The sequence below is a fragment of the Mesorhizobium sp. B2-8-9 genome, assembly GCF_006439475.1.
In the GTDB taxonomy this organism is placed as follows: domain Bacteria; phylum Pseudomonadota; class Alphaproteobacteria; order Rhizobiales; family Rhizobiaceae; genus Mesorhizobium.
Genome location: NZ_VFTQ01000018.1, coordinates 88205 through 104143 on the forward strand (window position 1 = coordinate 88205; position 15939 = coordinate 104143).

16 protein-coding genes are annotated in these 15939 nt (G+C 64.6%); 10 read left to right on the top strand and 6 right to left on the bottom strand.

Translation table 11 applies throughout. The features are described 5' to 3' along the window. Positions 1-2: 2 nt before the first annotated feature. The 3 genes from guaD (at position 3) to FJ423_RS21160 (ending at position 3384) form a co-directional block, all read left to right on the top strand. Positions 3-1319: a guanine deaminase gene (gene guaD, locus FJ423_RS21145; protein WP_140844729.1), complete on the top strand. Its 1317-nt coding sequence runs from the start codon at positions 3-5 to the stop codon at positions 1317-1319. 305 nt (positions 1320-1624) lie between these two features. Then, the gene (locus FJ423_RS21155) at positions 1625-2128 is read left to right on the top strand and encodes a heme-degrading domain-containing protein (RefSeq protein WP_140844731.1); all 504 of its coding nucleotides are present in this window, start codon (positions 1625-1627) and stop codon (positions 2126-2128) included. Beyond that, positions 2125-3384: a glycerate kinase gene (locus FJ423_RS21160; RefSeq protein WP_140844733.1), complete on the top strand. Its 1260-nt coding sequence runs from the start codon at positions 2125-2127 to the stop codon at positions 3382-3384. Before FJ423_RS21155 ends, FJ423_RS21160 begins: the two co-directional genes overlap by 4 nt. Before the next feature lie 284 nt (positions 3385-3668). Here the strand turns inward: FJ423_RS21160 and FJ423_RS21165 are convergent, their stop codons facing one another. From FJ423_RS21165 to FJ423_RS21185, 5 genes are all read right to left on the bottom strand, one after another. Next, positions 3669-4436 carry a UdgX family uracil-DNA binding protein gene (locus tag FJ423_RS21165; protein ID WP_181174861.1) on the bottom strand — a complete coding sequence of 256 codons (768 nt, stop codon included), beginning with the start codon at positions 4434-4436 and terminating at the stop codon, positions 3669-3671. 48 nt (positions 4437-4484) lie between these two features. Then, positions 4485-5891: a glutamine synthetase family protein gene (locus FJ423_RS21170; protein WP_140844739.1), complete on the bottom strand. Its 1407-nt coding sequence runs from the start codon at positions 5889-5891 to the stop codon at positions 4485-4487. Positions 5892-5902: 11 nt separating this feature from the next. Then, entirely contained in the window at positions 5903-7279 is a 1377-nt protein-coding gene (locus FJ423_RS21175; protein WP_140844744.1) for an aspartate aminotransferase family protein, read from the bottom strand. A gap of 116 nt (positions 7280-7395) precedes the next feature. Next, the gene (locus tag FJ423_RS21180; protein WP_140844749.1) at positions 7396-8370 is read right to left on the bottom strand and encodes a WD40 repeat domain-containing protein; all 975 of its coding nucleotides are present in this window, start codon (positions 8368-8370) and stop codon (positions 7396-7398) included. Positions 8371-8599: 229 nt separating this feature from the next. Next, complete coding sequence (locus FJ423_RS21185) at positions 8600-9631, bottom strand: GTP-binding protein (protein WP_140844753.1); 1032 nt, start codon at positions 9629-9631, stop codon at positions 8600-8602. A gap of 372 nt (positions 9632-10003) precedes the next feature. Here FJ423_RS21185 and FJ423_RS21190 point away from each other — a divergent pair, with 372 nt between their 5' ends. Next, the gene (locus tag FJ423_RS21190; protein WP_027169177.1) at positions 10004-10477 is read left to right on the top strand and encodes a MarR family transcriptional regulator; all 474 of its coding nucleotides are present in this window, start codon (positions 10004-10006) and stop codon (positions 10475-10477) included. 186 nt (positions 10478-10663) lie between these two features. Here the strand turns inward: FJ423_RS21190 and FJ423_RS21195 are convergent, their stop codons facing one another. Beyond that, complete coding sequence (locus FJ423_RS21195; RefSeq protein WP_140844758.1) at positions 10664-11524, bottom strand: AraC family transcriptional regulator; 861 nt, start codon at positions 11522-11524, stop codon at positions 10664-10666. A 44-nt stretch (positions 11525-11568) separates the two neighbouring features. Between FJ423_RS21195 and FJ423_RS21200 the strand changes: the two genes are divergently transcribed. The 6 genes from FJ423_RS21200 to FJ423_RS34820 all read left to right on the top strand — a co-directional run bounded on the left by FJ423_RS21200 (position 11569) and on the right by FJ423_RS34820 (position 15927). Next, positions 11569-11976: a DUF2000 family protein gene (locus tag FJ423_RS21200; protein ID WP_140844762.1), complete on the top strand. Its 408-nt coding sequence runs from the start codon at positions 11569-11571 to the stop codon at positions 11974-11976. Positions 11977-12403: 427 nt separating this feature from the next. Continuing rightward, entirely contained in the window at positions 12404-13288 is an 885-nt protein-coding gene (locus FJ423_RS21205) for a DMT family transporter (RefSeq protein ID WP_181174863.1), read from the top strand. Positions 13289-13354: 66 nt separating this feature from the next. Further along, positions 13355-14377, top strand: coding sequence for a LacI family DNA-binding transcriptional regulator (locus FJ423_RS21210; RefSeq protein ID WP_095769389.1), 1023 nt, complete (start codon positions 13355-13357; stop codon positions 14375-14377). Further along, positions 14374-15354, top strand: a complete 981-nt coding sequence (locus FJ423_RS21215) for a 2-hydroxyacid dehydrogenase (protein WP_140844772.1) — start codon at positions 14374-14376, stop codon at positions 15352-15354. Before FJ423_RS21210 ends, FJ423_RS21215 begins: the two co-directional genes overlap by 4 nt. 190 nt (positions 15355-15544) lie before the next feature. Next, positions 15545-15763 (top strand): hypothetical protein, encoded by a 219-nt coding sequence (locus FJ423_RS34815; protein WP_348642918.1) that lies wholly within the window; start codon positions 15545-15547, stop codon positions 15761-15763. Continuing rightward, positions 15763-15927: a hypothetical protein gene (locus tag FJ423_RS34820; RefSeq protein ID WP_348642919.1), complete on the top strand. Its 165-nt coding sequence runs from the start codon at positions 15763-15765 to the stop codon at positions 15925-15927. Before FJ423_RS34815 ends, FJ423_RS34820 begins: the two co-directional genes overlap by 1 nt. Positions 15928-15939 lie beyond the last annotated feature (12 nt).

The following is a 15939-nucleotide window of genomic DNA, read 5'->3' on the forward strand; positions in this document are numbered from 1 at the left end:
GCATGATAGCGAAAATTCTGCGCGGCCGCACACTCTCCTTCCTGCGCTGGCCCGAAGCGATCGACGACCAGTCCGCCTGGCGCTACGAGGAAGATGGCGGGCTGCTGATCGGCAACGGCAAGATCGCCGCAGCCGGCTCGTATGCCGAGGTCGCGAAGAAGGCGGGCGCCGGCGTCGAGACGATCGACCATCGTCCGCATCTGATCCTGCCGGGCTTCCTCGATGCGCACGTTCATGTGCCGCAGATGCAGATCATCGCCTCCTACGGCGCCGAGCTGCTCGACTGGCTGAACAAATACACCTTTCCCGAAGAGTCGAAATTCCAGAACGCGCAGCATGGCCGCCGCATCGCCAGGGTCTTCCTCGACGAGATGCTGCGCCAGGGCACGACGACCGTCGTCGCCTATTGCTCGGTGCACAAGTGTTCAGCCGAAGCTTTCTTCGCCGAGTCGCACGAGCGCAATATGCTCAACATCGCCGGCAAGGTGATGATGGATCGCAACGCCCCGGACGGCGTGCTCGACACGCCGCAGACCGGCTATGACGATACCAAGGCGCTGATCGCCGAATGGCACGGCAAGGGCCGCCAGCTCTATGCAATCACGCCGCGCTTCGCCATCACCTCTACGCCCGAGCAGATGGAAATGGCCGGCGTGCTCTGCCGTGAGCATCCCGATCTCCACATGCAGACGCACCTGTCGGAAAACCACGCCGAGATCGACTTCACCCAGGAGCTCTATCCCTGGTCGCGCGACTACACCGACGTCTATGAGCATTACGGCCTGCTCGGCAAGAAGAGCCTGTTCGGCCACTGCATCCACCTGTCGGAGCGCGAGGCGGACGCGCTGTCGCGGTCGGGTTCGGTCGCGGTGTTTTGTCCGACTTCCAATCTCTTCCTCGGCTCCGGCCTGTTCGATTATCAGCGTTACCGCCGGCGCGAGAAGCCGCTCAGGATCGCCGCGGCCACGGATGTCGGCGGCGGCACCAATTATTCGATGCTGCGCACCATGGATGAAGGCTACAAGGTGATCGCGCTGAATGGCGAGAAGCTCAATCCGTTCCAGTCCTTCTGGCAACTGACGCGCGGCAATGCCGAAGCGCTGTCGGTGGCCGACAAGGTCGGCACGTTGGACGAAGGCACCGATGCCGACATCGTCGTGCTCGATGCTCATGCCACGCCGGGCATGCGGCTCAGGATGGAGACTGTGGAGACGCTGGCGGAAGAGCTCTTCCTGCTGCAGACGCTGGGCGACGATCGTGCCGTGCGCGAGGTCTATGTGGCGGGCCGGCCGGCGAAGAGCGCGATTGTGGCGGGATAAGTCCCGACAATGGGGTAGATCTTCGAGTAGGGCAAGATGATGACTGCGCCTGGTTGCCAAGTGGTTCCCCCACTCCGTCGCCGCTTCGCGGCGCCACCTCTCCCCCCTCCGGAGGGAGAGGAAAGGGGCCAACTGGAAAGGCGCCAGCTTGAATCGCTTCGCGCCTTTCCTCTCCCCCGTCGATCGGGGGAGAGGTGTCGAGCGAAGCTCGACGGAGTGGGGGTCGACCCTGGCGCGCCCGCGACGAGTGCTTGACCAGACAGAGCTTGTCGTACAAACGACGGTGGGATTTCGGAGAAAGAGACATGGCCACCGCCGACGACATCGCTCTGATCAAGAAACAGGAAGCCACGCTGGTCTTTCCGGCCTTCGATGAGGCTGTCGCCTTTAAGATCGGCTCCGCCATCAGGTACCGGGCGCTGAAGGAAGATCTTCCGATCATCGTCGACATCAGGACTTTCGACCGGCCGCTCTTCTATGCCGCCATGCCGGGTTCCAACGCCTCCAATCCCGATTGGGCGCGGCGCAAGATCAACGTCGTGAAGCGCTATCTCAAAAGCACCTATCGCTTGGTGCTTGAGCAGCAGCGCCCGGACCGCACGTTCAAGGTCGGGGAAGCGCTCGACATTGCCGATTATGTGCTCGCCGGCGGCGGCTTTCCGGTCACCGTCAAGGGTGCCGGCGTCATCGGCGTCATCGCCGTCTCGGGCCTGCCCGAGCGCGAGGATCATGGCCTCGTGGTCGACGCGCTTTGCGCGCATCTTGGCATCGATGCGAGCGCGCTCGCGCTGCCGCCGGAAGAAAAATGACCGACCCGAAAAGCTTCCTCACCTCGATCTTCGACGCCGCCGTCGCCGCCGCCGACCCGGAAAAGACGATCCGCAATCATTTGCCGGCGAAGCCGAAAGGTCGCACCGTCGTCATCGGCGCTGGCAAGGGGTCGGCGCAAATGGCGGCCGCCTTCGAGAAGGTCTGGGACGGACCGATCGACGGCTTGGTTGTCACCCGCTACGGCTATGGCGCCAGATGCGAGCGCATCGAGATCATCGAGGCGGCGCATCCGGTGCCGGATGCCGCTGGCCTCGAGGCGTCGCGCCGGCTGCTGGAGAAGGTGCGGGGCCTGACCGCTGACGACCTGGTGGTGGCGCTGATTTCCGGCGGCGGTTCGGCCTTGCTGCCGTCGCCGGCTCCCGGACTGACGCTTGCCGATGAGATCGCCGTCAATGAAGCGCTGCTTGCCTCCGGCGCGCCGATCGCGGCGATGAACACCATCCGCAAGCATGTCTCGACCATCAAGGGCGGGCGCCTGGCCGCCGCTGCCCATCCGGCCCGGGTCGTATCGCTGGTCGTGTCCGATATCCCGGGCGACAATCCGGCGCTGGTCGCATCGGGACCGACCGTTCCCGACACCGGCAGCCGCGCGGATGCGCTGGCCTCGATCGCCGCCTATGGCATGAAACTGCCGGACGCGGTCATGGCCCACATCAATTCGACCGCCGCCGACGCGCCGCGTCCCGATGATCGGCGTTTCGCCGGCAACGAGGTGCACCTGACCGCCTCGGCCGGCGTCTCTCTAGAAGCCGCCGCCGCCGAGGCTGAGCGGCAAGGCATTCAGGCCGTCATCCTCTCGGACGCGATCGAGGGCGAGGCGCGCGAGGTCGGCGGCGTCCACGCCGCGATCGCCCGCGAAGTGGCGACGCGCAATCGCCCGTTCGCCAAGCCGGTGCTGATCCTCTCCGGCGGCGAAACGACCGTGACGTTGCGGGCAAAAGGCAAGGGCGGCCGCAATTCGGAATTCCTGCTCGCTTTCGCCATCGGTATCGACGGCGTGAACGGCATCGATGCCTTGGCCGCCGATACCGACGGCATCGACGGCTCGGAGAACAATGCCGGCGCCTTCGCCAGCGGCTCGACCGTGGCGCGCATGCGCGCGGCAGGCGTCGACGCCAAGGCGATGCTCGCCGGCAACAATGCCTGGACGGCCTTCAATGCGGTCGGAGATTTGTTCGTCCCGGGGCCGACCGGCACGAATGTGAATGATCTGAGGGCGATTCTGGTTAGGTAGCGCGATAAGCGCTGACGTCGTCATTCCAGGGCGAAGCAGGAGCGAAGCTCCGTCGCGAAGACCCTGGAATCCATTCCGTGACGTCGGGCAAGGAATGCAGCGGAGCAGAATTCTGAACCGTTGCGGCGCATCGAAGTCACGGAATGGATCCTCGGGTCTGCGCGCGTCGCTTCGCTCCTTGCTCCGCCCGTGGATGACGAAGCGATAGGCGCTTCGGCTAATCTCCAACGCCGCAGAGCCGTTCAAAAGCGCACGCCCACCGGTCCCTCGGGTGCGTAGAACGATCAAGCAGCCATCAGCCCCTTCACCTTCCGCATATCCTGCAAAAACCGGTTCCTCTCCGCCTCCTTGTCCTCATGATCGCGGATGCGCAGGATGAAGGAGGGGTGGATGGTCACAAACACGCGCAAGCCATCCTCGCGCTCGATCACATCGCCGCGCATCTTGGTGATCGGCACGGCCTTGCCGAGCAGCGACTGCGCCGCCGTCGCGCCGAGCGCCACCACGAGGTTCGGCTTGACGAGGTCGAGCTCCTTGTCCAGCCACCAGCGGCAGGCCTGGATTTCGCCGGCATTGGGCTTCGAATGGATGCGCCTTTTGCCGCGCGGCTCGAATTTGAAGTGTTTGACCGCATTGGTCACATAGACCTTGCGGCGATCGATTTCGGCGTCGCCCAGGATGCTGTCGAATATTCTGCCGGCCGGGCCGACAAATGGTTTGCCGGCCAGATCCTCCTGATCGCCTGGCTGTTCGCCGACGAAGACCACGTCCGCGCTTTCCGGTCCTTCGCCGAACACGGTCTGCGTTGCGTCATGCCAAAGCGGGCAGCGGCGGCAGCCCTTCGCCTCTTCGCGCAACTCCGGAATATCTTCGGCTTCAGGCGCCACCACATCGGCCGGCTCGGGCCAATGCTTGGCCTTCACCTTGGCATGGCGCGGTAGTGGGGTGGTTGGCATCCGGTCGATCATCTCTGACGCGGCTCTGTCTGCTCCTGCTATCAAATCTGGAATGAGCGAGGCCACGGGAAGGTTCCGCCAATAATTCTTCGGCATCTCCTGCCGTCGGCAAAACGTGATTGCAGCGCCTGTCAGGCCCTGTGCTCAAACCTCATGCAGATAAAGATGATAGTCCAGCTCGCTGACGGTCCGCGCAACGCGCAGATATTCCGCCTGCTTGATCGCCACGAAGGTTCTGTGCAGGTCGGGGCCGAGCGCCGACTTCAGGAAATCGGAGCCTCCGGCCGCCTCGATTGCGGCGCGCCAGTCGGCGGGCATGGTCGATTTCTCCGTTGCCTGTTCATAGCCGTTCCCGGTCGTCTCGAGGCCAGGGTCCAGACCCTCGTCCAGGCCCTTGACGATGCCGGCCAGCACCGTTGCGGCGACAAGGTACGGATTCGCGTCGACGCCCGATGGCCGGTGCTCGATGCGGCGGTTCCTGGCGTCGCCCGCCGGCACGCGCAGCGCCACCGAGCGGTTGTTGACGCCCCAACTGGGCGCCACGGGGGCATAGGATTGCGAGACGAAGCGGCGCCATGAATTGGCGTGCGGCGCAAACACCAGCATGGATTCCGCCATGGTGTGGATGAGGCCGCCAAGCGCGTTGAGCAGGCTTAGCGACCATTTCTCGCCGGCTGCCTCGGTGAAGACGTTGCGGCCGCCATCGTCCTGCAGCGAGACATGGAAATGCATGCCCGATCCGGCATAGGCCTCGATGGGTTTGGCCATGAAGCAGGCGGTGACGCCGTGCCGCCGCGCCTGCGCCCGCACCAGCCGCTTCAGCATGACGAGATCGTCGGCCGCCCTCATCACGTCCTTGCGGTAGTTGAGCGTCAGTTCGTACTGGCCGGGCGCGTATTCGGAAATCACCGTCTCGGCTGGAATGCCTTGCGCCCTCGCGGCTGCGTAGATGTCGGAAAATAGTGGCTCCATGCCATGCAGATGGTCGACCGAATAGACTTCGGTCTTGGCCGAGCGGCGGCCGTCGAGCACCGCGCGGGCAGGCTGAACCTTGCCATCCGCGTCGCGCTCATTGGACAGCAGGAAAAACTCAAGCTCGAAGGCGCCCGCCGGATGCAGTCCGCGCGCCGCCAGCAATTCCACCTGCCTTGCCAGCACCAGCCGCGGGTCGGAGGTCATCGGCTGGCCGTCGAGGTGGTGCATCGACATCAGCACCTGGCCGCGCGGCGGGTTGGTGCCGAAGAGCGGGACCAGCGTGCCGGGGATCGGCCATGCCCTGAGATCGCCGTCGCCGGTGTCCCACACCAGTCCGGTTTCGTGCACATCCTCGCCGGTGATGTCGAGGCCGAGGATCGAGATCGGCAGATGCCGGCCGTTCTCGAAAATGCCCATCAGCTCGTGCCGGCGCACGATCTTGCCGCGGCCGATGCCGTTGGCGTCGGTGAGCACGATGTCGAACGCCTCGATCTCAGGATGCGCGTCGAGAAACGCCTTCGCCTCGGCGGGAGTCGAGCCGGAAGGAGAGGTGGTAGCGGCGTTCAGATTGTCCATCGCCGCTTTTCTCACGCCGCAAGCTTGCCCGCAACCGCGGCGAAGGCGGCGATCAGTCGGCTCACTTGCGCCGAAGTCGTTGCCGGTGAGATCAGCATCATGTTGTGGAACGGCGCGATCAGCACGCCGCGATTGACCAGCGCGACATGGATGGCGGCTTCGAGTTCCGGCGCATGCGCCTTCTCGGCCTCGCCGCCGTTTTGCAGCGGTCCGGGCGCACAGATGAACTCGACGCGGGCGCCGACCCGCGCGACATGCCAGGGCAGCTTGCTTCGCTGAATGACGGCGGAGAGCCCCGCATCGAGGCGGCGCGCCAGCCGGTCCATATGGGCGTAGGCTGCCTCCGTCATCACCTCTTCCAGCGTGGCGCGCATCGCCGCGAATTGCAGCGGGTTCGCCGACAGCGTGGTGCCCATGCCGGAATAGCCGGGCTCCTTGGTCTGGTTGTACGCGCCATAGCGCGTGGCGACCTCCTCGCTCATGCCCCAGATGCTCGCCGGCACGCCGCCGGCCACCGGCTTGCCGAGCACGAACAGGTCCGGCTCCAGCCCGTGCTTGCGCGTATAACCGCCCGGCCCCGTCGAAATGGTGTGCGTCTCGTCGATCAGCAGCAGCGTGCCGGCCGCGCGGGTCAGGCGCCGCAGCGCGTCGTGGAAACCGGGTTCCGGCAGCACCATGCAGGAATTGGTCAGCACCGGCTCGGTGATGACGCAGGCGACGTCGCGGGCCGCAAGCGCTGCCTCGAGCGCGGCAATGTCGTTGAACTCGACGATCTTGGTCGCTCGCGTGAGGTCGCGGAATTCGCCGGCCAGCCCAGGCCGGTTGACCGGTTTGCCGTCGATCAGCCGCACCATCGTCTCGTCGACCGAGCCATGATAGCAGCCGTTGAAGACCAGGATCTTTTCGCGCCCGGTCACCGCGCGGGCGACGCGCAGCGCAAAGCGGTTGGCGTCTGTGGCGGTGGTGGCGATCTGCCAGTAGGGCAGGCCGAAGCGCTGCTGCAGGAGTGGGCCGATCGCCAGCGCATCCTCGCTTGGCAGCATATAAGTCAGACCCCGAGCGGCCTGCCGGCGGATCGCCCGGGCGACCGCCGGCGGCGAATGGCCGAGCATCGAGCCGGTATCGCCGAGGCAGAAATCGTCGAGCTTGTTGCCGTCGATGTCAGTGATGGTAGCGCCCTTGGCGCCGTCGACCAGGATCGGGAACGGCGTCGGCCAGTCGCTCATCCAGTGCATCGGCACCCCGCCGAGGAAACCGGCAATGCCGTTGCCGAGCTTCGCCTCGGATTTCGGCCGCGCCTTGTGGAAGGCGGCCGCCTCCGTCTCGCGCAATTCGGCGATGCGGGCGACGTCGATGCCGCCGATGGAAGTCCGGTCGATTGAATGCATGAAGTCCCCTCAGACGGTAGGCAGTAGGCAGTAGGCAGTAGGCAGTAGGCAGTAGGCAGTAGGCAGTAGGCAGTAGGTGCCGTCGTCCCTAAGCCCTACTGCCTATTCCCTACTGCCTACGCGGTGATATCGATCACGCCGCAATCGCCGGCGGCGCTGCCAAACACGACACGGCGTTCTTCCTTGTCCCACATCATCGACGTGATGGCGCCCTTGCCGGGGCGGCGCAGCAGCACTTCCTTGGCGTCGGCGAAGCGCGCCGCAATCACCATGCCGTCCTCATAGCCGATGGCCGTGACATCTTGGCTGGGATGGCAGGCAACACAGGTCACCATGGTATTGCCGCGCGTGCCGAGCTCCAGCGGCGCCTTGCCCATCGGTCCGTCTTTGCTGGCGAACGGCCACACGATCGCTGCCGGCGCGCCGGAGCTCGCCAGCCATTTGCCCTTCACGCTCCAGGACAGGCTCTTCACCTTGCCCGGATAGCCCGACATGCGCATGTGCTTGCCGTCGGCGAGCTTCCAGCCATGCAGCGCGTTCTCCTGCATGGTGGTGACGAGGAAGGCGCCGTCCGGTGAAAAGGTGATGCCGGTATGGGCGCCGGCCCATTCGAGCTCCACCGGCTTGCCCTCGGCGGCCGGGAAATGCAGCGTCGCGCCATTGTAGCGGGCGACACCGAAGCGCATGCCCTTGGGCGAGAAGGCGAGCCCCTCCACCGAGCGCGGATGGCTAAATTCCTTGATCTTGCCGTCGGCGAAACGCACGAAGGCCGTCTTGCCCGAAGCATAGGCGATCGCGCCCTGCGGTCCGGCAGTGACGCTGGTGATCCACTTTTTGCCGGCGCTGGCCAACTCGCTCACCTCGCCGCCGGCCTTCACGGCAAACACCTTGCCATCCTCGCCGCCGGTGATCAGCCGGTCGTTGGCCGCGTCATGGAAGGCGGCGAGCAGGCCGTCATTGGCCTGAACCGTCTTGTGCCCATTATCGAGCCGGTGGATCGCGCCGTCGGCGAGCGCGAAATGCGGCACGTCGTTCAAGAAGACGGCGGCAACGCAATGGCCTTCGAGATCAAGCGGGGCGACTGTGGGCATGCAAACGGTCCGTTCGAGATTAGCCAGCGCGGCTAGGTGCGGCCTTGCCTTCTCCCCTTGTGGGAGAAGGTGGATCGGCGCGCAGCGCCGAGACGGTTGAGGGGTGGGTGACGGAACGCCGTCATCGCCGAACTGGAGCACCCCTCATCCGACCTCGCTTCGCGAGGCCACCTTCTCCCACAAGGGGAGAAGGAAGAACGGGCAGCGCTAGCGCTTGAAAGTCAGGAAATCAAGCCGCCTGGCAGGCTTCAAAACTCTTCCTGAGCCGCTCGGCGTCGAGATCGCGGCCGATGAAGACCAGCCGGCTTTCGTGTTTTTCGCCATCCTTCCAGGCGCGCTGGTGGTCGCCTTCGAGGATCATGTGCACGCCCTGCAGCACATAGCGGTCCTCGTCGCCCTGCAGCGCGATGATGCCCTTCAGCCGCAGGATGTTCGGCCCTTCCATCTGGGTCACCTTCTCGATCCAGGGAAAGAATTTCTTGGGGTCCATCTCGCCGCCGCGCAGCGACACCGACTTCACCGTCACGTCATGGATGTCGGAAGCATGGTCGTGATGGTGATGATCATGACCGTCATGATCATGATGATGGTCATGGTCGTGATCATGCGCGTCGAGGAAATGCGGATCGTTCTCCAGCGCCCGCGACAGGTCGAAGGCGCCGCGGTCGAGCACTTCGTCAAGCGCCACGCCGGAACGCTGGGTGCGATGGATTTTTGCCGCCGGGTTGATGGCGCGGATCGTCGCTTCGACCTTTTCAAGCTCATCGGGCGTGACGAGGTCGGTCTTGTTCAGCACCACCACGTCGGCGAACGCGATCTGGTCCTCGGCTTCCTTGGAATCCTTCAGGCGCAGCGGCAGGTGCTTGGCGTCGACCAGCGCCACAACCGCGTCGAGCTTGGTCTTGGTGCGCACGTCGTCGTCCATGAAGAAGGTCTGCGCCACCGGCACCGGGTCGGCGAGGCCCGTGGTCTCGACGACGATGGCGTCGAAGCGGCCGGGTCGCCGCATCAGGCCTTCGACCACGCGGATCAGGTCGCCGCGCACCGTGCAGCAGACACAGCCATTGTTCATCTCGTAGATTTCCTCGTCGGACTCGACGATCAGGTCGTTGTCGATGCCGATCTCGCCGAACTCGTTGACGATGACGGCGTAACGCTTGCCGTGGCTCTCCGACAGGATGCGGTTGAGCAGCGTCGTCTTGCCCGCGCCGAGATAGCCGGTAAGAACGGTTACGGGGATTTGCGTCTGTGCGTCGCTCATGGGTTGCCTCGAAAATCCTGGATTGTCGGCCTGATATAGGATGGGTGTCGAGCTTTTGCACGCGCCAAACCGATGGGCCAGGCCGACCCTCCAAGCGGAATGGCCCCAGGCACGGATCGGCGGCGGCCGAGGCAGGCCAGACGGAGGAACTGCTCGGGCGCCCAAGCGCCTTCATCAGCGTCCGCTGTGAATCTCGCCGGTGCAAAAGTCGTTTGTCATCTAACTGAAATAAACATCTGGCATCACCTGCGCGGGCACCGCAATGCTTGCCGGCAAAGCGTTCCGCAAGCCGGACTCTTTAAATCGTCATTTGCCAGCCGTCGGACAGCCTCTATGCTTGTCCGCGCCGGTTCGGCCGAAGAGGGAACGACCATGGCCAAGGCGGACAAGACGGCGACAATGAGCCGGCTGCATTCGGCGGCAAGGCTGGCGCGCACAGCGCTCGCCGCGCGGCTTCTGGCGCACGGCTTCTATGCCGGCCAGGACCAGATCATGCTGGCGCTCGACCGCGAGGACGGCCAGACCCCCGGCAACCTCGCCGGCCGGCTCGGCGTGCGCCCGCCGACCATCACCAAGACCATCAACCGGCTGCAGGCGCAGGGTTTCCTGGAAAAGCGCGCCTCCAACGCCGATGCCCGCCAGGCCCATATCTTCCTCACCGAGTCCGGCCGCGAAACCATCCGCGCCATCGAGAAGTCGGTCAAGAAGACCGAGAAACAGGCGCTGAGAGGCCTCGACAAGAAGGACCAGAAGGCGCTGTTCAAGCTGCTCGCCCGCATCGAGGCGAATCTGTCGAACGAAGATCTGGTGCTGATCGACGATGACGCGGAGTTGGATGAGGCGTGACGCGCAGCGTCATCGCTCAACCGCGAGACGTTCGAAGCGCGATGCGCAGCATCGTCGCTCCACGCACCGGCTTAGCATTGCAAGCGCGACGCGTAAGCGTCGTCGCTTCACCCAAGTATCGGCGGCTTAGCGGAAAAGGCGACGATGCTGCGCATCGCGCCTGAGCGACGACGCTGCGCGTCGCGCTTACGCGTCGCGCACCAGCGCTGCCCAGCGCCCCGGCGTCATGCCGAACGCCTTCTTGAAATGCCGGTTGAAATGGCTCTGGTCGCTGAAGCCGGCGCCGGCGGCGATTTCCGCCAGCGACTCGCCCTCGGCGATCATGCGCCGCGCCTTTTGCAGCCGGCGCATCAACAGGAAGCGATGCGGGCTGGTCGAATAGGTGGCGCGAAAATGGCGCGACAACGCGTAGCGGTCGAGGCCGGTGACGGCCTCCAGCTCATCGGAGCGCACCGGTCGCTCGGCATTCTCCTCGAGATAGTCGCGGGCAAGCGCGGCGGCGCGCCATGCGGTCTTGCCCGTTGACTTTGCCGGCTGCCCGGCATGGCGTTTGAGGTGTTGCGCCAGCTGCGCAACGAAATCTGCCACGAACAGGTCGCCGAGTGCCTCGTCCAGCGGTGCCAGCGCCGACAACAACGTGTCGCGCAAGCGAGGATCGTCGACCACGGCGTCGCGAACGAAAGGCAGCGGCTCGCCATCGAGGCAGTCGAGCAGCAGGGACGACTCCAGATACAGGATCCTGTAGCGCAGGCCGTCTTCCGTGCCGGCGCCGCCATCGTGCAATTCGTCTGGATGCAGCACGATCGCCTGGCCGGGCAGGCTGTGTTGCAGCGCGCCGCGATAATGGAAGCGCTGCACGCCGTTCAGCGTCACGCCGATGGCATAGGTGTCGTGCCGGTGCAGCTCGAAGGCGTTGCCATGGAAGCGCGCCTCGATGCGTTCGAGACCCGAGCCGCCCGGAGCCGAAACGATGCGATCGCCGTTGGCCGCATCCGCGCACGAACGTTCAAGACCTTCCTTCGCTTCTTCGCTTAGAGCCTGCGCCATCGCCTGTCCCGCCCGTCACGGGCCGTCTCGGAGTCTCAATCTTGGTGTTCGACACGAAAATTGCAATTGTTCTCAGAGAGGACCTGCCGGTGTGGCAGAAGCTCAACGTCACCGCGTTCCTGACCAGCGGCATCGTTGCGCAGTTCCCCGAAATCATCGGCGAGGCTTACCGTGATCGTGCCGGCAACCTCTACAACCCGATGTCGATCCAGCCGGTTATTGTCTTGTCGGCCGATGCGGCGACGCTGGGCGCGATCCACCGCCGGGCATTGGAACGCGGCGTGACGACATCCGTCTATGTCGAGGAGATGTTTTCGACCGGGCACGACGTCGCCAACCGCGCCGTCTTCGCCGAATTCGCCCCGGACGACGCCAAGGTCGTCGGCATCGCCATGCGCGGCGAGAAAAAACTCGTCGACAAGATCACCAAGGGCGCCCGCATGCATGGCTGATTTATGCCATCTTGAACCGTCGAGATTGGCAGCGAACTCACCAGCTTCGTCATCCACGGGCGGAGCGGGAGCGAAGCGGACGCGGAGACCCGAGGATCCATTCCGCGACCTTAGCCGGAGTGTGCAACTGGGCAGAATTCTGCGCCGCTGGCGGAGCGTCAATGTAACGGCATGGATCCTCGGGTCTGCGCGCGTCGCTTCGCTCCTTGCTTCGCCCGTGGATGACGACTGCGCGAACTGTTCAAGCCAATCGCCAACCGACAAGGCGCTCTAAGCCTGTCCGAAGCGCTTGTTGGGCCAGTCGCTTTTGGCTTGCTGGCAAGGGCCGATTGCCTCAGAAGGGTACCGTCTATCTTCCTTCGGCCCGACCTTGAGCGCTCCCAGAAACAATGACGACAGCGCAACGCCGCCCGCGGCGATGCTTCTGATGCTGTGCGTCTATGTCTGCTTCACCTTTCTCGACACCTCCAGCAAATATCTGGTGCTGGCCGGCGTCTCGGCGCTGATCGTCGCGTGGGCCCGCTTCACCATGCATGTCCTGCTGGTCGGCATCTTCCTGCGCGGCTGGCGCGAGCCGGTTCGCTTCCGCGCCAACAACCTGCCGGCGCACCTCTTGCGCGGCGTCCTTTTGTTCGGCTCGACCATGTTCAATATCCTGGCGCTGCGCACGCTGCAGTTGGCCGAGACAACGTCGATCTATTTCTTCGGCCCGATGGTCATCACCGCGCTTGCCGGCCCGCTGCTCGGCGAATGGGCCGGCTGGCGGCGCTGGCTGGCGATTCTCACCGGCTTCGTCGGCGTGCTCATTATCACCAGGCCTGGCGTCGGCGTGTTCGGCATCGGTCATCTCTTCGCGCTGGGCTCGATGCTGTCGAACAGTATTTACGTGATCATGACGCGGCGCATGTCGTCGACGGAGACCTCGGAGAGCCTGATCCTCTTTTCGGCGCTGGCACCCGCCGTGCTGCTCCTGCCGCTGCTGCCTTTCTCGCTGTCATTGCCGCAGGATGGCTGGCACTGGGTCATCCTGTTGATGCTCGGCGTCTTCGGCGCCGGCGGCCACTATTTGCTGGTCCGGGCCTATCGTCTGGCGACCACGACCCAGCTCGCGCCCTATCCCTATTCGCAGATGGTGTGGATGATCATTTCCGGCTGGCTGATCTTCCACCAGTTCCCCGACCGCTGGACGCTGCTCGGCGCCGCCATCATCGTTGCCAGCGGGCTCTACATCATCCATCGCGAGCACCGGCTTCGCGTCCGCAACTCCGCCTCGCTCGACACCGAGGCCGAGGCGCTGGCGAAAAAACTTTGATTTGCGCCGAATCCGGTGGCATAAGGCCGTTTTAAAAAATTTAAAGACCCTGGGGAGCGAAGGGCACTGGCACAGAAGATCAAGCTTTCGACGATCGCGGATGCGCTCGGCGTTTCCACGGCAACGGTGTCGCTGGCGCTGCGCGACAGCCCGCTGGTCGCCGGCACGACGCGCGAGCGCATCAAGGAGCACGCCCGCGCCATCGGCTATATCTACAACCGTCGCGCCGCCTCGTTGCGCACCTCGCGCTCCGGCATCGTCGGCGTCGTCGTGCACGACATCATGAACCCGTTCTTCGCCGAGATACTGCGCTCGATCGAAAGCGAGCTCGACCGCAGCCGCCAGACCTTCATCCTGTCAAACCACTACGACCAGCTGGAAAAGCAGCGCACCTTCATCGACACGCTGCTGCAGCTGGGCGCCGACGGCGTCATCATGTCGCCGGCCATCGGCACGCCGGCCGAGGACATCATCATGGCCGAGGAAAACGGCCTGCCGGCAGTGCTGATCGCGCGCACCGTTGCCGGCGCCGATGTGCCGGTGTTCCGCGGCGACGATGCCTATGGCACCGCGCTTGCCACCAATCATCTGATCTCGCTCGGCCACAAGCGCATCGCCATGGTCGGCGGCACCGACCAGACCTCGACCGGCCGCGACCGCTACCAGGGCTATCTCAACGCGATGGAGGCGGCCGGCCTGGAGGTGAAGCCGTCCTGGCGCATTCCCGGGCCGCGCACCAAGCAGGCGGGTTTCGAGGCCTCGGGACAGTTTCTGGCGCTGAAGGACAGGCCCACCGCTGCCTGCTGCTGGAACGATCTGGTCGCGATCGGGTTGATGAACGGCATCGCGCGCGCCGGCCTCGTGCCGGGCGTCGATATCTCGGTCACCGGCTATGACGATCTCGAGGAGGCGGCAATCGCGACACCGGCCCTGACCACGGTCTGGAACGGCCAGCGCGAGGTCGGCCGCCGCGCCGCCAGCGCCCTGCTTGACAAATTGAACGGACAGGCAGTGCGGCCCTCGCAGGAGCTGATCAAGCCGGAACTGCATGTGCGGCAGTCGACCGGCAAGCCAGTGGAGCGTGCATGAAGGCCGAAGGAAAATTGCCGGTCGCCATCCTTGTGCCGGGCGATTTCAACGACCATGCCCTCGGCCGCATCGACGAGGCGTTCAAGTGTGTGCGGATCGAACGCGCCGATCCGTCTTTGGTTACGGACGAGATCCGCGCCACGGTGCGCGGCATCGCCTCCTATGCAGGCATCGACGCGGCGATGATCGAAGCGCTGCCCAATCTTGAGATTATCGCCAGCTTCGGCGCCGGCTATGATTCGGTCGACGCCGGTCACGCGGCCAAGCGCGGCGTCATGGTCACCAACACGCCCGATGTCTTGACCGAGGAGGTCGCCGACACCGCCATCGGTCTTCTGATCAACACCGTGCGCGAGCTCTACGCCGCCGAGAAATGGCTGCGCGACGGCGACTGGGTGACCAAGGGCAATTATCGCCTGAGCCGGCTTACCTTGCGTGGCCGCCGCGTCGGTATCTTCGGCATGGGCCGCATCGGCCGATCCGTCGCCCGTCGCCTTGAAGCCTTCGGCCTGCCGATCGCCTATCACAACCGGCGCAAGGTCGAAGGCCTGGCTTACGAATATCATGCCACTTTGAAGGGGCTTGCCGAAGCCGTCGACACGTTGATCTGCATTGCCCCGGGCGGCACCTCCACCGAGAAAGCGGTTAATGCCGAGGTCCTGTCGGCGCTGGGTTCGAACGGCGTCTTTGTCAATGTCGGCCGCGGCTCGACGGTGGACGAGGCAGCCCTTGCTGCCGCCCTCAAGAGCGGCACCATCGCAGCCGTCGGGCTCGACGTCTTTGCCGACGAGCCGAACGTGCCGCAGGCCCTGCTCGATGCTCCCAACGCCTCGCTTCTGCCGCATGTCGGCTCGGCGTCGGTCCACACCCGCCGCGCCATGGCCGATCTGTGCGTCGACAACCTCGTGTCGTGGTTTACCGACCGCCGGCCGCTGACGCCGGTGCCCGAGACGCTCAACGTCAAGGCGCGAGCCTGAGGCGTTTCACCGTTTCAGGGAAAACGGCGAATTCACGAAAACGGCAAACCGCCTGTCTCTTTGCTTTGGTGCAATTCCGGACGGAAAGCCGTCCTGGAAATGCTCCAATCCGCACGCGTCGCCACATTATTAACGCCCACTTAACCCTTTGGAATCATTCTGCATACTTGGTTATGTGCGGAAAGGCGGGGTGAAGCTGTTCGTTGGCTTGGCAGCATCGGTAGCGTTGTTCGGGGGCGTTCAGTTCCTGCATGGCGGCAACGGCCAAAGCGAGGCCACTGAACTCATCCCGACAAACGCCTATCGGCTGACCGCCAATGGCGATGAAGCGGCCTGCGCCATCCATCGCGGCGCCGAAGTCTCGGAGGGCCTGTCGTTGCTTTCCGTCCCCCGAACTGCCGCAAGCTGATGCCTGGCATCGAGCACGCGAAATTCTGGCGCGAGCAGGCGGATGGTTCGGTCGCTTTCAGTGACGGGGTCGATCCGATCGTCACCTTCGGCGTTGCCGATGGCGACGGCTACGAATCCTACGCGCCGGCCGCGCCGCTTCTGGCGCTGAGCACGAGCGAATAGCCGCGGAACTGT

Excerpts from the sequence above, each read along its gene's own strand:
- FJ423_RS21160 (WP_140844733.1), top strand. The coding sequence starts at position 2,125 with ATGACCGACCCGAAAAGCTTCCTCACCTCGATCTTCGACGCCGCCGTC.
- guaD (WP_140844729.1), top strand. The coding sequence starts at position 3 with ATGATAGCGAAAATTCTGCGCGGCCGCACACTCTCCTTCCTGCGCTGG.
- FJ423_RS21170 (WP_140844739.1), bottom strand. The coding sequence starts at position 5,891 with ATGGACAATCTGAACGCCGCTACCACCTCTCCTTCCGGCTCGACTCCC.
- FJ423_RS21180 (WP_140844749.1), bottom strand. The coding sequence starts at position 8,370 with ATGCCCACAGTCGCCCCGCTTGATCTCGAAGGCCATTGCGTTGCCGCC.
- FJ423_RS21185 (WP_140844753.1), bottom strand. The coding sequence starts at position 9,631 with ATGAGCGACGCACAGACGCAAATCCCCGTAACCGTTCTTACCGGCTAT.
- FJ423_RS21190 (WP_027169177.1), top strand. The coding sequence starts at position 10,004 with ATGGCCAAGGCGGACAAGACGGCGACAATGAGCCGGCTGCATTCGGCG.
- FJ423_RS21205 (WP_181174863.1), top strand. The coding sequence starts at position 12,404 with ATGCTGTGCGTCTATGTCTGCTTCACCTTTCTCGACACCTCCAGCAAA.
- FJ423_RS21165 (WP_181174861.1), bottom strand. The coding sequence starts at position 4,436 with ATGCCGAAGAATTATTGGCGGAACCTTCCCGTGGCCTCGCTCATTCCA.
- FJ423_RS21195 (WP_140844758.1), bottom strand. The coding sequence starts at position 11,524 with ATGGCGCAGGCTCTAAGCGAAGAAGCGAAGGAAGGTCTTGAACGTTCG.
- FJ423_RS21155 (WP_140844731.1), top strand. The coding sequence starts at position 1,625 with ATGGCCACCGCCGACGACATCGCTCTGATCAAGAAACAGGAAGCCACG.
- FJ423_RS21215 (WP_140844772.1), top strand. The coding sequence starts at position 14,374 with ATGAAGGCCGAAGGAAAATTGCCGGTCGCCATCCTTGTGCCGGGCGAT.
- FJ423_RS34820 (WP_348642919.1), top strand. The coding sequence starts at position 15,763 with ATGCCTGGCATCGAGCACGCGAAATTCTGGCGCGAGCAGGCGGATGGT.
- FJ423_RS21175 (WP_140844744.1), bottom strand. The coding sequence starts at position 7,279 with ATGCATTCAATCGACCGGACTTCCATCGGCGGCATCGACGTCGCCCGC.